The organism is Bradyrhizobium sp. USDA 3364 (genome assembly GCF_054056355.1).
On the sequence record NZ_JBSRYG010000002.1, the window covers coordinates 876,605 to 891,018 of the forward strand.

Below are 14,414 nucleotides of genomic sequence, written 5' to 3' on the forward strand. Positions count from 1 at the left end.
TTACGATCTCAGTTTATCTCCTACACCCGATTGCTGGATGAGTTTGAACTGAGTGTGGCCCGGCCGAGGGAACAACAATGGTTGTCACGGTTTGCTCCCAATTAAGTTAATCGAGTGGGTTGTCAAGTCCGGCGATCTAAATGATTGCTGCAAATGCCACCTTAGCAAGCCAGCCTCAGATCTGATTGTATTCACCGGTCTCGGGATGCATGCGCAACACGCCGTCCATCATCTCCAACATGCCGCGCATCCGTTTCTCGGAAACTGGGCTTTCGACCACGACCACGAGTTCCGGCTTGCTGGACGAAGCGCGCACCAAGCCCCAGCTTCCGTCTTTCACCGTGGCGTGCACGCCGTTGATGGCGACGAGATCGCGAATCGCTTGGCCGCAGCTCAAGAATGCTGCCCGCGGCGACAATCCTCAGCGAGACGAGACCCGACTCTATAAAATAGACATATTCAAGAGGCCGTTTCGGCTCCTGCAAAACCATACGTCCTCTGAGGACGATCGGTTCCGCGAACTCCCCTATTGCCGCGAGATCTTGCAAGGAAAGTCTCGCTAGAATCGCGTTTGTAACAAAAGGGCGGGCATTAATACGCACCGCACCAAGCCGATCATGCATCGGCCGCTGCCAGACAGCGCCTGGCGAGCTCCATCTCCAGCCTTATCATGCTCGTCGAGGACGGCGGGCACGTGATTGGTCATGGTGCGGTCCCCTCTCCAGATAACGCTTTCTACTGGGTTCGCCGAAAGAAACAGATCAACTGTCGACATGCTTCGAATCAAAGTGAAGCATTACAGTGTCAGAACTAAAAGTGCGCGTTCTGTACGTTACGTACAGATATCGCTTCATTGGATCATCGCTTCAGAAAAAGTTGACACCGTCATTTGCGTGTGCCCTGAATCGAACAGCAGGATGGTACGAGATCGAAAGCGTTCTGCGAAGGTGAGACGGCCGAACGCGTTGTAAGTTGCGATTCGCTTGCTCCGGCGACGGACTTTCTCCGATCGGTGTTCAGCAGAGGCGAGCTGCGACCTGGGTCTTGGGCGACTGATGCGAGCACCCATGTATCGCGTACGACCAGAGGACCATCTCGGCTACTGCGCTTACCGCAGGAGTGCCAAATCGCGAATGTGCAGCGCGGCTGCCGCCGTCAAGCCGGCCGTAGACTGCAAGTCATTCTGGCCGCGCTGAACTTACGAGTTACGCAACCAATCAATACGAAGTTGCTTAAGCGCTTCCGCAGATATCCGCTTCGGGTCGTCGAGGCCGGTTTGGCCGATCTCGATGATCTTCCTCGCAACCATCTCAGCTATGGGATCGTTGCGATCCACCAAGCAAAGAGCGCGCAGCCTCTCCTCATAGGCTCGATTGAGACGCACGACCATCTCCGGACTGGTCGCCGTACCCTTCAAGATCCGAATTATCGGCATAGCTTCCCCTGCCCGCAACCACCGGAAGTCTAGCGTTAAGCGTCCGACCAGGATAGTTCAAAGCTAAGCTCAATCTCACAAAATCAAGGCGCGGCGCTCAGAGCCTTTTTCGATCACGAATTGCACCGGCTGACCCGTGATTGCCTTCGACAAAGCCCTTCGCCACCGACAGCTCGCGGGCATCGCGCACCAGCGCTGAGTTGCCGCAAATCATGACCCGGTTATGCTGTGGGTCCAGCTCCGGCAGCTCGATATCCGAAAACTGCTGGAGGTGATCAGATCAGAGATCCGACTGCAGTTCAAGAAATGCTCGCGTGTCACGGTCGAATGATCTCTTGACGGCATCACAACATGGAGTGCTTGACCCTTACGTAGCGTCAGGTTGTAGCCTTGCCGAAATGGCGGTGCCCACACCAACCGATATCTCAAACGCCGACGACGTTCGGCCGTGCCGCCGATGGGTCGGACAGCTTCAACAATGCAGCCGGTGCCATGTCTCTTCAACAAAAGCTTCCGTTGAAGCGAAGCGCTTCGGATCCGGACAAATGAACGTGTAAAGTCGATGGAAACGCTTAAATCGATTATCGTTAAAGTTGCCAACGGCGCCACTCTGACGCGTGAGGAAGCTGCGTCAGCATTCGACAGCCTGATGTCGGGTCATGCGACACCGTCGCAGATCGGCGGCTTGTTGATGGGATTGCGAGTCAGGGGCGAAACGGTCGAAGAAATCACCGGTGCGGTCTCCGCGGTGCGCGAGAGAATGCCGCGGGTCGAGGTCGCATGCGATCCCATCGATATCGCTAGTACGAACGATACCGTCGCGTATTCGGCCAACGTGACGACGTGCGCCTCCTTTATCGTCGCCGGAACCGGCGTTCCTGTTGCGAGGCATGCCAACAGCGATACATCTTCAGGCCCTAGCACCGCAGACCTATTGGCGCATCTCGGTGTCAACGTCGACCTCAAGCCTGAGGCCGTTGCGCGCTGCGTGCACGAAGCCGGAATCGGCTTCTCATTTGCGTCGGCTCATTATCCAGCGATGCAGCGCGTTGGCCAGATCCGGACCGCACTTGGGACCCATACCATCCTTAACCTCATCGGGCCCCTGTCCAATCCGACCAGGGTCAAGCGGCGGATCGTTGGGATATTCGCTCGCGAATGGGTTCAGCCTTTGGCTTACGTGTTAAAGAACCTCGGCACCGAATCGGCATGGGTCGTTCATGGCTCTAACGGCCTCGGCGAGGTTACCCTCGCCGGACCGACCTTCGTTGCCGCGCTTGAGACCGGCACAGTGCGCACCTTCGAAGTAACGCCGGAAGATGCCGGGCTTGCTCGCTGCGGCAAGGAGGCGCTGGAGGGCAGCGATGCGAAGGCCAAGGCCGTCGCCCTGCAAAACGTCCTCGATGGCGTTCCAGGTCGATTTCGCGACGCTGCACTTTTGAATGCGGCGGCGGCGCTGATCGTCGCCGGCCGCGTCGACACGCTGCGGGAGGGCGTCGCACTTGCACGACATGCGCTTGACGGTGGCGGCGCAGCCGCTCGACTGAAACGCCTGATTGCAGTTTCCAACAACACCTGTTGCCGAGATAGGAACTCGCGGCATGCGCTGCGTTCCAAAGGAGAAAATTAGATGATGTCATCACAGAAGTTGGAAGCACCCGGATCCATCGCAATGATAGAACACATCATTCGAAAGTTTCGTGAATTGATCGATACAGATTGCTCGATCCCGCCCGAGCTGCGGGGTTCGCTGCACGCGACGCTCGATGTGCATCTGCTAGATGCAAAAAAGCGTGTTCTCTTGCGAGTGAATTTAGCGCGCTAACCAGGGCGCGCTCTGGTCAAAAGCAGATTATGAAGCACCAGTTATCCCCTGGGTTGAGACCGCCGTTATCCAGCCGGCAGACTTCGTCAGGCTATACGAAATCTGGTAAGCGACGCCGCCATCGTGACGACCGAAACCGCCGGCGGACGACGTGGCCTGACGGCGAATTCTGTGACTCCATCTGCATGGCATTCGTCGTGCTTGCTTGTTGGCATCCGCCTACACTAAGGCCCACGACGCGATACTCGCTAGGGGCAGCTCTGCAATCAATCTTCTCCGCAGCGACGAGGAGGATTTTGCTCTGCGTTTTGGCGGTCAGGGGCGGCGACGGGTGTTCATCGCTTCGGCACCGCTTCCTGGACTCAAAGCATGGCTGATGTGCCGTTATTGTCCAAAGCATTTTGCGCGCTCGAATGCGCTTCGTATGACCACAATATCATTGGCACACATAGGATCTTTATCGGACGAATTGCCGCAGCGCGGACAGGCCGCGGCTGTCCATTGTCCAACTTCCAGCGCGCGCTTCGAATCTTGCCGCTTGCCGAATTCTGCGCAGAATGTCGTTAGAATGGAATACGCGTTGAGCGGACGACCGGTGCTGGAGCGATAGTTATCGAACAATCATCCGCGCAATCGTGGACGGTTTTGTTTCTACCGGGCTCACCGCATTGAAAAGCGCGCGTACCTCGCGACTAACTAAACCCTCCCACCGCACGTTGAACCCGCATAGCCCGACGTAAACTACCAGCTTTGGTAGCTCAGTTCTCCACGGCAGGCGCGTAGCATCAGTGTCGCGGCAACATCATGGATCAAAGGCACACTGCGTCACAATAGCCAGCCAACCTGCGATCTCCGTGCTCGATCCTGATGCGAGCAAGTGGGTCCTACCATGATCTTGCGCGAGTGATGAAGGTCGAGAGTCGAGAGGCATCAGACGACTATGTCCAGTTACCCGTTTGAAACCTCCGCGATCCTCGATGGCATCCGTCGCTGGGTCGAGATCGAGTCCCCGACGGAACGGCCGGATCAGCTCAACAAGCTGGCTGACGTCGTCGCGGCCGGCTATCGCGACCTGCCGGCCACCATCGAGCGCATTGCGGGACGTGAGGGCCGCGGCGATCACCTGGTCACGCGCTCGTCATGGGGACAGGGCGTGCCGGGCATTCTGGTGTTGAGCCATCTCGACACAGTTCATCCGATGGGATTCATAAGACGACTACCGTTCAAGATCAACGGTGACAGCGCGTTCGGCCCGGGTACCTACGACATGAAGGGCGGCGCCTATCTAGCCTATCATGCATTTCGGCAGATCTGCGCCGACGACGCGCGCCCGCCGCTCGGCATCACCCACCTCTACGTGTCGGATGAGGAGATCGGCAGTCCGACCTCGCGGGCGCTGATCGAGGCCGAAGGCCGCAAGGCAAAATATGTGCTGGTTACCGAACCAGCGCGCGACGGCGGCAAGATCGTCACCGGGCGGAAGGGTGTTGGCCGCTTCGATGTGTTCATCAAGGGCGCGCCGGCGCACGCCGGCGAACGCCCCGAGGACGGCCGTAGCGCGATCCGGGAGCTAGCCAATGTGATCCAGATGCTCGAGGCGATGAACGATCTTTCGCGCGGCATCACCGTCAACGTTGGCGTCGTCCGCGGCGGCACCAAGCCGAACGTAATCGCCGAACAGGCCTATGCGGAAGTCGACCTGCGCGTGCCGACTATGGCTCATGCAGACGAGTTGGTGCCGAGAATTCTCCGAATGACCTCGCGCACCGATGGCGTTCGCCTGAAAGTATCGGGCGGCTTGAACCGTCCTCCCTATGAGAAGAGCAAGGCCGGCGCTACGCTCTACGAACACGCCAGGCAACTTGCCGCCGAGATCGGTTTCGAGCTGCTCGACGCGTTCAGCGGCGGCGGCTCCGATGCCAATTTCACCGCGCCGCATACCGCAACCCTCGATGGCCTCGGCGTAGACGGCAAGGGCGCGCACACGCATTATGAGCAACTCTATATTTCATCGATCGAACCTCGCGCGCGGCTGCTGTATCGCCTCTATCAGACACTGCGATAATCCACGCATCGGTAGGCGAGCGAACTTAAGCGGAGGGTGTCGCGCAATCGGCTCCTGGTCGCGTGCACTCGATCGCTGGACGTGCGAGCCTTTTCGACAAAGGCCCTGCCAGCCGCAGAACCATTCTCATGGGAGCGCAACTTTCTGACGCAGATCACGCGCTAGAAGCTCTCCAACCGTCCCGGAGGTCCGTCCCGATATACCCTTTGGCATGTTCACGGCGAGATTGTCAGAAAGGGCTTGAATCGGACGTAACGTTAAGTTGTACGATCTTACGGTTGGCACGCATCTTCATCCGCCGCCGGGACTGGAAGGATTGACGAATGTCTGAGCTGGTCAGAACAACCCCGCACTGGTTGGTCATGATCTTCATCCCTGACGGCCTTTCGGTCGAAACAGTGACGCAGCGCGTCTTGACCGCAGCCTTACGGCTCGCGGCTAGTTGCAAATGGTTGGGCATTGCAGAACCGCAACACTGTGGCTGCCGCAAGCCGGGCCCGCAGCGAGCAGGTGACGTCCGACGAGATCAATGCAGGGTTCGGTGCGGCGCCACTGCAGGGCGCGGCCTCTTCCCGATAGTGAACCCGCCCCCCTGTTCTGGCGGGACACAGCCCCAGAAGCAGTCCGCCGAACCGGCTCTTCGCTCCGCTCATGCCGGCCTGCCGGCGCATTCTCGTCGCGCAGATGTGCGACAGGCCGTAAGCCTCCAGAGGTTTTCAAAGGGCCCCAGCTGCGAGTGTCACTCGGCGTGACCGGAACGGCACCGAAGAGATTGCCTGGTATCCTGGAGCAGCAAGTTGAAAGAGCCTGACGGCGTCAACAAGGTCTTGTTGATCGACCATACTGAAGGCCAATGCCGGGCCATCATCGGCTTCAAGGATGGAGATACCAGAGCTGCCTATATGTGCGGCGAGCCTGTCTGTCAAAGACCGGGCAAGAAACAGTCGTCATGGTGCGCCTACCACTACCGGCAGATGCACACGACCGCCGCCGAGCCGAACAGAATGAGTAATCAGTCGCCAGCGATTCGCCAGGCAATATCTGTTGATCGCAACCGTGACAACAATCAATAGCTGCGTTGTCCTGCCGAAGGGTGTGATCGTCGCTTGTGCAACGGGCACCGAACCATGTGGTGGGCCTCGCGAGCGCGTTGCGAGGCCTGTTCGAACCGTTGCGCGGAGCTGGATCATATGGAGATTTAGTTGGACCTCTGCACACTAATTGAACGCAACGCAGCGTATGCTCCTAATAAAGCCGCCATCCGTTTCGAGGGGCAGACTCTAAGCTACGCGAGCCTCAATCGCCGGATAGGGCGGGCGGCTTGCGCCCTCAAGAGCCAGTTCGGGGTAGAGCGAGGAGACCGGATCGCGATCCTTAGCCTGAACCGACCAGACTATCTCGTGCTGCTGTATGCGTGCGCGCGGCTCGGCGCAATTCTCCTACCTTTAAATTGGCGCCTCGCGCCCGCCGAGCAGCTGTTCATTCTGTCCGACTCAGGAGCAAACGTGTTGCTAGTTGAGCGGTCCTTCGACGCAGTCTTGCCTGTTGTGGCGAGGCAACTGCTCTTCTGTTTCTGTCGTCGGGCTAGATTTCGCACCTATCGGCGGAAACAAACTCGACGATCTTCTGGACGCAGACTGTGGTGACGGACGCAATCCAGGTGCGGACCTGTCTTGCCCGCTTTTGATCGTCTACACTTCGGGCACGACAGGACGACCGAAAGGTGCCGTACTGCGTCAGGAAGCGCTGCTCTGGAACGGCGTCATGAGTCAGCACATGCATGACCTCACCTCGGCCGATCACGCCTTGACTGTCCTGCCACTGTTCCACGTCGGTGGACTAAACATCCAGACGACGCCCAGTTTGCATCACGGCGCGACGGTTACTATCCACAGCCGCTTTACACCGGAGACCACTCTCGACGCGTTCGAGCGCGATCGACCCACTCTGGCAGTTTTGGTGCCAGCCATGATGCGAGCCCTGACCGAGAATGCCCGATGGGATAGCACCGACCTCTCCGCGCTCAGGGCAATCTGTACCGGATCTACTATGGTGCCCCACGATCTTGTCGAGGTCTTTGTCGCGCGCGGCGTGCCGGTCCTGCAGGTTTACGGTTCGACGGAGACCTGCCCGATCGCTGTGTATACTAAGCTCGGCGGGGGTCTCGTGCCCGAGGGATCGAGCGGCCTCGCAGGTCTGTGTTGCGAAGCTGCGATCATAGATGATGCTGGGCACACGCTGCCGGCCGGTGGCGCAGGCGAGATCGCAGTACGCGGGCCCAACGTCTTCTGCGGATACTGGGAGGATCAAGAGACAACCCGCAAGGCTCTGGACGGTGGCTGGTATCGCACCGGCGACATTGGTAGTCGCGACGCCGACGGGTATTTTTGGGTGCATGACCGCAAGAACAACCTGATCATTTCCGGTGGAGAGAACATCTATCCGGCCGAAGTTGAACGTGTGCTTGTTGGTCATCCGGATGTTGCAGATTGCGCTGTCATCGGTCGACCGCATCCGCGTTGGGAAGAAGTACCGGTCGCTTATGTAATCAGGCGACCGGGCGCCCGGCTCGAAGCAGAAGCGCTGATCGCGCATGTCCGGTCGCAGCTCGCCCGTTTCAAGGTACCGCACGAGATCATTTTCACGCCAGAGCTACCGAAAACTGCGTTGGGCAAGGTCCAGCATTTCATGCTGAAGAAGGCTGACGCGAGATCAAGCTACAAAGCAAATGGCAATTGAGTTCGGCGGATTGCACGTTAGCTCTACTTCTCAGCGACCCCGCAGGTGACATCGTGACGGCGCAAAATGAGCTTTTCCGCCTGGGCATCTACAGGCTCTGCTGCAGCGACTTCGCCATTGTTGACCGTCTCTCGCTCTGATCACATCCCAATGCGCAAAGGTCACTGATGCCGCGGATCATAATCATGAATGCCGGCACGGCGCAAATGTCGGGCTCCGATCTGGTAGCAGCTCAACTTTCGCTCGCCGGCAACTCGGTTTACCGTTCGGCGTGGTTTGCTCAGGAGGGCGATCTGATAGTGTCCCCCCTATCTATCCCGACGGATCTGCTCTCCTACGTTGGCGCGACGCTTAATTTCGACGCCTCCAGTCTTTCATTGCTTGTACCTGGAGGCGACCGCGAAGCGCCGATTCTCAACGATTACGCACTGCTGTCCAACAGCATGGTTGAGCAAATCAACAGGCATATTCGTCAGAAATCATCCTGGAGCATGTATCCCTGCTACTCCAGCGAAGGCGTGGCGCGGCTGGCGTCCGTGCTGGGTATACAGCAGACTGGCGACGAATTCGCTCTACAGCGTGGGCCTGATCTATTGAACCGCAAGAGCCACTTCCGTCAACTGGCGACAAGTGTCGCACTTCCGTTGCCCAATGGTTCCATAACGACGAATTCGAACGAACTGTTCCGAGCGGTCAACTCGCTCCGGCACGAAACCGGCAGGGTCATTGTGAAGCTGGACAATGGGGCCGGCGGGGTCGGAAATGTCATTCTGAGCAGCAATGAAGACGGTCCGCTACCCGGGGCGAGAGAGACCCGACAGATTGCCTGGCCGTCGTTCGATCCGGACGTACTTTGGTCTGAGATGACAACTGCGTCATGCAAGACGCTCGTGGTCGAATCGTACCACTTGGCGCGAACTCCGTTCTATCTCGAGTATGAAATCGAGCGTGATGGCTCAATCACTTTCATCAACAGTGGGAATATTCGACTACGCCGGAGCACCGATCGATCTGAACGGGCTCTGATCTGGACAGGACTTGAACTTCCAAGCGATCTGGGGAATGAGCAATGGTTGACTGCGCAGGCGCATGCCTACCGGTTCGTATCCCTTGTCCGCAATCTAGGATATCGCGGACCAATTAATATTGACGCAATTTTCGCGAACGACGGACGGCTGCTATTCAATGAAGCGAACGGCCGCTGGGGTGGCGGCTCGGTGTTGCACAGCATTGCCGTCCGGCTCCTGGGCTTCGACTACTCCGGCTCCTACGTTATTTCATCCGTGAGGAACGTTCGATCGAGTTCGCTCCGGACTGCACATGAACGTTTCGCCAAGGAGGGTTTCCTATTCGATGGCACACGCAAGCAGGGCGTGATCCCGCTTGCCGTTGACGAGGAGGCTGGCACGGTGGAGTGCCTCGTGATTGCGTACGACCGGGCCGCCGCCGGCGATCTGAAACAACGGCTCCTCAGACTGGTTTGATTGGAATCACAGTAACCACATCTATCCTGCCACTCCATTCATTCGAACTTGCCCCTGCTTTCGGTAGCGTGCTGGAGAACGGTACCTGCGAGGTGACCCGAAATCCGCGTCCGTCTCGCATGATGCGGATATCCGTTGCCGGCTGCGCTGTTCAGCCGAGAGACTGATCCGGGCGAAAACCGGCGGTCCGATGGAGTCCGTCAGCGCAAGCCGCGATCAGTCCTGAGGCGATCCCGAAGTGCCGGTCGATCGGCGATGAGGCGCTCGAGGTGCAGCGGCTCACGGTCCGGCCGCTCTCCTTGCGCCAATCGTCCAACCAGCGCTCGCGTCGCGTCCACCACGAAGACTCGGCATTCATAACCGTTCTGCTGCTGGGCCATCCGTGCCGCTTGAAAGCGGGAGCCGAGACGTGCTGCGAGCTATTCTGCAACGGCACTGTTGCAAAAGCCCGGCAGAGTCATAGTGATAGGCAACCGCTGCTGTCGGCACGCGCCAATCAACCAGCAGCAGCGACCAATGCGATCCGCCGTCCGCAACTCCAGCATCATTCACCGGGACGAACAAGAAGTTGGCGACAACTGTATCATTCTCATTGAAGATCTGCAGCAGAATCTGCAGGCGGTCGCTCTCACTCGGAACCAGGCGCAATAGCTGGGCTTGCGCCGGCTGTACGAATCCGGTCTGGCGAACAAGATCTGGATTGTTTCAATACAACTCCTCTTCAACCAGGGCGTAATCGGCGGCGATATGTTCGTCGTGCAACCATTCGGTCAGGCCAAGCCGCTGTCCGCTGTGCCCATCCACCGAGGTTGTGGGAGTCACGCCTTCGGTCCCGGCATCAGTTGGCGTGCGTGATGGCGCAAGCTGGCCTTCATCACGCGATTCTTGAGACAGCAAATCAATCAGGGGCCTCGACACCCCGCTCGACATCAGACGAACGCGTCTCGACAGAGGATGGCGTTGCCGGCAGCATGCTTCAATCAAAGTCGGGCGACGTCGGCAGCGACCAGCTCGAGGTGGATCCAGCTGTTGCCGGCCGTGCTACTTGCTCTGCCTCCGGCGCGCGCTTGGGGCTGGCTAACCCGGACCACGCCGGAAGGTCTTCCAACGCCCCCCAGAGCTGATCCTGATCGTAAGCCGTCGGCAGAAGCAATGGCCAGCTGACAGGTCCCTGCGGCGGTCCTTGCTGCGAAGCGGCGTCCACAACGTCCCCCGAGGCAGCTTGCGGCGCCGTCCCGTAGCCTTGTCCACTGTGCTCCTGTGAAACAGAAGCATCCGGCTGATTGGCTGGAGGCTGCGCTAACGCTTCGGCTATTGAAACGCTGATCTGGCCGACTACCGCTCGAACGCGCCGTTTTGCGGAGCATCGTCGATCCTTTGCCTCTTCGCCGGTCTGGCGCCCGCCGCCTCGTGCTCATCATCGCCAAAAACGTGCTCGGTGGAGAGGAAATCGCCCCAATCAGGTGCATTGATCAGCCCGTCTGCGGCAATCGCATTCTCGTAGTTCTCGCTCAAGGGGTCTACGTGCTCACCGGGATCTGGAGCCTCGTGAGGGTACGGAGTCCCCGCGAGCGGCGAGAGGGTGCTGGCTGCAGGCGGTACCGCCGAGAGATGGTCGTACTCTTCCGTGGCAACATCCACAGGCGAATTGGCGGCTCCTAGTGGTGCATTGTCCGGCGCAGCTTATCAGCCGAGCGCCTGAGTTCCACGGCGCGAACGCCTGCGGCCGATTTGGCCAGATGTGCCAGTGCGGCACTGGTCTTTGCATGACCGCCGGACCTCTTGTAGGTCTCGACATCCTCATCCAGCGACTCGTCGGATAGTCGGGCGGCAATGCTCTGCTTGTGGTTTTGGCGCAAGTAGTTGCTGAAACCGATAAGGAAAGGTGCATAGTTTCTGGCAGTCGGCCGGGATTCCGCGGCTTTGTAGTCTTTGATCAGGTCCGCATCTTCGGGATAAGGGCTGAGCTCAGCACGGGGCTTCCTTGGCGCAATCCCGGCGGCCGACTGAGATGCCCGCAGATGAGCCAGTGACGCCGTGATCTGCTGCTCGCCCCCATTCGCCTTAAATGACGCGGCATCTTTATCAAGCGACTCCTCTCCGGTCCGGGCGGCAATCGCCGGTTTGTTATTTGCTAACAGCCACTGGCTCAATTTGCGAATATGACGGGCGATCGCCTGGGCGCTTGCCTCTTCGTATCTGGCTGCGACGAGTGCCTTCTCGAGCGCCGAAACAAGCTGCGCGTCTTCGGGATGGAAGAGGTTCGCGACCGTTTTGGCGCGACTTGCATTGGGTGCAATTCCGTCTGCCGCCTGTGAGGCCCGCAGATGTGCCAGTGCCGTGAGAGCGCGCCGTTTGCCGCTCTTGTCAAAAGCTGCTGCATCCTTATCCAGCGACTTATCGTAAAGCCTGGCAGCAATGGCGAGCTTTTCGTTTGCAAAAAGCCATCGGCTGAATCTTCGGAGAATCCGTCCATTGGTTTGGGCGGTGATCTTCTCGAAGTTCGCCTTGATGAGTGCGTTCTCAAGCGCGGAAATGAGCGACGCATCCTCAGCATGCAGAGATGCAGGTTTTCTCGCACCGGTCCGCAAATGCTCTAGCGCGGCACGGATCGCCCTGGAACCACCGGATTGCCGATAGAGATCCATATCTTCGATGAGCGACTGATCCTTATCCAGCCCATCCTCGTCGAGGCGAGCGGCAATGCTCTGCCTGTTGTTTTCGCGCAGGTAGTGACTGAAATCGATCATAATACTTGCATAGGTCCTGGCAATCTTTGATGTCCCGGCGGCCGCCGCGTCTTCCTTGTACTGCTTGATGCGTGCCGCGTCGTCCGGATAGGCCTTTAGGTCAGGTTGGCCTGCGACCGGCGCAACTCCGCCCGCTGCCTGAGAGGTCCGCAAATGAGCCAGTGCCGTACGCACGTTCGTGGCACCGCCCTTTGCTATGAATTCCTCGATCTCTTCATCCAGCATCTCGTGGTCAAGCCGTTCCGCCATTGCCGGCCTGTCGTTGCCAAAGAGCCAGCGGTCGAAGCCTAAAAGATAATCGACATTGCTCCTGGCTGTGCTCTCGGCGGCCCCGCCCCTGAGGAGCGCCTCCCTAAGCTCGAGAATGAGGGGAATATCCTCGGAATAAAGGAGATCGGCGCTGCGCCCGGCCTGGCCTGCTTGCGGCGCCAGATAAGCCGAGGGGCTCGGTTGATCCATGACGCTCGAGGGCGCATCCTGCTCGTGACCTTGCGCAGGCAGCATCTCTGGCCAGCCGACCGTTCGCTGCCACACGCTGTCGGGCGCAACGGCGTCTGCCGACCACATTTCACCCGTTACGGCCGCGGCTTCCGAGTCGGGACGAATAACGCCATCAAGCTCGACCGCGTCATCGCCAGCCAGTGTCTTTCGCAAGTCGGTCAGTGCAGCTCGAACCTTCGGGTGATAACCAGGGGTGGCCTCATAGCGCATGAGGTCTTCATCCAGCGAATTGTCGTGAAGCCGGGCAGCGGTGGCGGACTTGGCATTGTTACGCAGGTACTTACTGAATCTGCCTAGGGCAGTTCCATACCTGTATGCCGTCGCTGCTTCCTTCTTACGCTCGTTAATGACAGTCGACTTGTACTCCTTGATGAGCTCGGCGTCCTGAGCAAAGGGGCTCGCCCGCGACGGGATCAACTCCACTCCGCCCGCCACCTGAGAGGTCCGCAGATGGCCGAGCGCAGTGAGGATACCCCGCTCGCCAGTCTCTTTGAAAGCCGCTGCATCGCTGTTCAGCGTACTGTCGTGAAGACGCTCGGCAATTCCCTGCTTGCTGTGTTGAACGAGCCAGCGTCCAAATCTGAGAAGAGAATCGACGTGCCCCTTCGCCGTACGCTCCTTGAATCCGCGCTTGATGAGTGCCGCTCTTAGTCCCTCGACGAGAGGCACATCTTCAAAATAAAGGGACTCGCTGCTACGGCCTGCAAAAGCCCACACTGCCCGACTCGGCTGCTGCACGGAGGGCACCAGCATCGCCCCGGAGCTTCCGCCATGCGATAGCGTCGAATATTCGTGCTCATCGGTATCCGTAAGGGGCAGCCCCTCGCTTCGCCATGCGCCGACTAGCCGGGCGGAGGTCTGCTCCGGCACGCCACTACCCGCATCGGCGATCTCTCCCAGCTGTTGTTCGAACGCCGCCGCGTCCGCCGAGGGGGAGACCGACGAGTTGTCTTGCGCGCCCACGCTGCCCGACTGCTGAAGCGCGCGACCAGGAGAGGGAAAGTTCATTCGCGGTCACTTTCGACGGTGAAATATCTGGGTCTCGGCTGCCGCATGGACAATCGGGCAATCGAGCGAGTGCGATTAGAGCATCAGCTAACCGCTTTTCTTCGCTGCCCCTTGCACTAAACCCTGGTTTCGTACACACCGTCCCAAATGGTCCCAGCATCCGCCTGCTTTGCTAGGCCGGATAGCTGTCGAGAACCTGACGAGACCGCAGCTTTCTACGAGCGGCGCGACAACACGGTCGAGCACGCGCCGGAACACCCGCAGTTCGAAAACAGTGACGAGGTCGTGCCGCGATGTTGCCCCAGTATTCTTATGAGGCAAGTTGTGCGATCGTGGCTTCTTCCATGGCTCCGCTCAGCATTTTGGCAGCCTGGGCGAGGAGCAGCCGACTCCCTTAAGCCAGAGCAATTTCGGTCGCTGAATTCCACCATCTACCGCCACGCTCATTGCAGCGGGCGGATCAGCTGACGATCGGCGCCCAACGAACGCGTCTCCGCACTGGCCCTCCAAAACAGATGGACCCAGCAAAAACGTGTTCACTGTTCGAAGCGCCCGGTTCCCACTTTGACCAACGTCTTCGTCACCTCGTTCCGGTGGAATCTGGAAC

9 protein-coding genes and 2 pseudogenes are annotated in these 14,414 nt (G+C 58.9%); 7 read left to right on the top strand and 4 right to left on the bottom strand.

Annotated features, from left to right (window positions below):
• Positions 1-175: 175 nt before the first annotated feature.
• Positions 176-388, bottom strand: a pseudogene (locus ACVILL_RS04280) (phosphomannomutase/phosphoglucomutase); the annotation flags it as partial.
• A 1,609-nt stretch (positions 389-1,997) separates the two neighbouring features.
• On the opposite strand from ACVILL_RS04280, the gene trpD reads away from it, so the two are divergent.
• The 7 genes and pseudogenes from trpD (at position 1,998) to ACVILL_RS04315 (ending at position 9,548) form a co-directional block, all read left to right on the top strand.
• On the top strand, positions 1,998-3,065 hold the full coding sequence (gene trpD, locus ACVILL_RS04285; RefSeq protein WP_456727998.1) for an anthranilate phosphoribosyltransferase: 1,068 nt from the start codon (positions 1,998-2,000) through the stop codon (positions 3,063-3,065).
• Positions 3,066-3,260, top strand: coding sequence for a hypothetical protein (locus ACVILL_RS04290; RefSeq protein WP_456727999.1), 195 nt, complete (start codon positions 3,066-3,068; stop codon positions 3,258-3,260).
• Between the two features lie 369 nt (positions 3,261-3,629).
• The gene (locus tag ACVILL_RS04295) at positions 3,630-3,827 is read left to right on the top strand and encodes a hypothetical protein (protein WP_456728000.1); all 198 of its coding nucleotides are present in this window, start codon (positions 3,630-3,632) and stop codon (positions 3,825-3,827) included.
• A gap of 373 nt (positions 3,828-4,200) precedes the next feature.
• Entirely contained in the window at positions 4,201-5,325 is a 1,125-nt protein-coding gene (locus ACVILL_RS04300; protein ID WP_456728001.1) for a M20 family metallopeptidase, read from the top strand.
• Positions 5,326-6,122: 797 nt separating this feature from the next.
• Complete coding sequence (locus ACVILL_RS04305; protein WP_456724742.1) at positions 6,123-6,398, top strand: hypothetical protein; 276 nt, start codon at positions 6,123-6,125, stop codon at positions 6,396-6,398.
• A gap of 129 nt (positions 6,399-6,527) precedes the next feature.
• A pseudogene (locus ACVILL_RS04310) lies at positions 6,528-8,064 on the top strand (class I adenylate-forming enzyme family protein).
• A gap of 185 nt (positions 8,065-8,249) precedes the next feature.
• The gene (locus ACVILL_RS04315) at positions 8,250-9,548 is read left to right on the top strand and encodes a preATP grasp domain-containing protein (protein WP_456728002.1); all 1,299 of its coding nucleotides are present in this window, start codon (positions 8,250-8,252) and stop codon (positions 9,546-9,548) included.
• A gap of 705 nt (positions 9,549-10,253) precedes the next feature.
• Here the strand turns inward: ACVILL_RS04315 and ACVILL_RS04320 are convergent.
• The 3 genes from ACVILL_RS04320 to ACVILL_RS04330 form a co-directional block, all read right to left on the bottom strand.
• On the bottom strand, positions 10,254-10,478 hold the full coding sequence (locus ACVILL_RS04320) for a hypothetical protein (RefSeq protein WP_456728003.1): 225 nt from the start codon (positions 10,476-10,478) through the stop codon (positions 10,254-10,256).
• 405 nt (positions 10,479-10,883) lie between these two features.
• On the bottom strand, positions 10,884-11,063 hold the full coding sequence (locus ACVILL_RS04325) for a hypothetical protein (protein WP_456728004.1): 180 nt from the start codon (positions 11,061-11,063) through the stop codon (positions 10,884-10,886).
• Between the two features lie 143 nt (positions 11,064-11,206).
• Complete coding sequence (locus ACVILL_RS04330) at positions 11,207-13,807, bottom strand: hypothetical protein (protein WP_456728005.1); 2,601 nt, start codon at positions 13,805-13,807, stop codon at positions 11,207-11,209.
• Positions 13,808-14,414 lie beyond the last annotated feature (607 nt).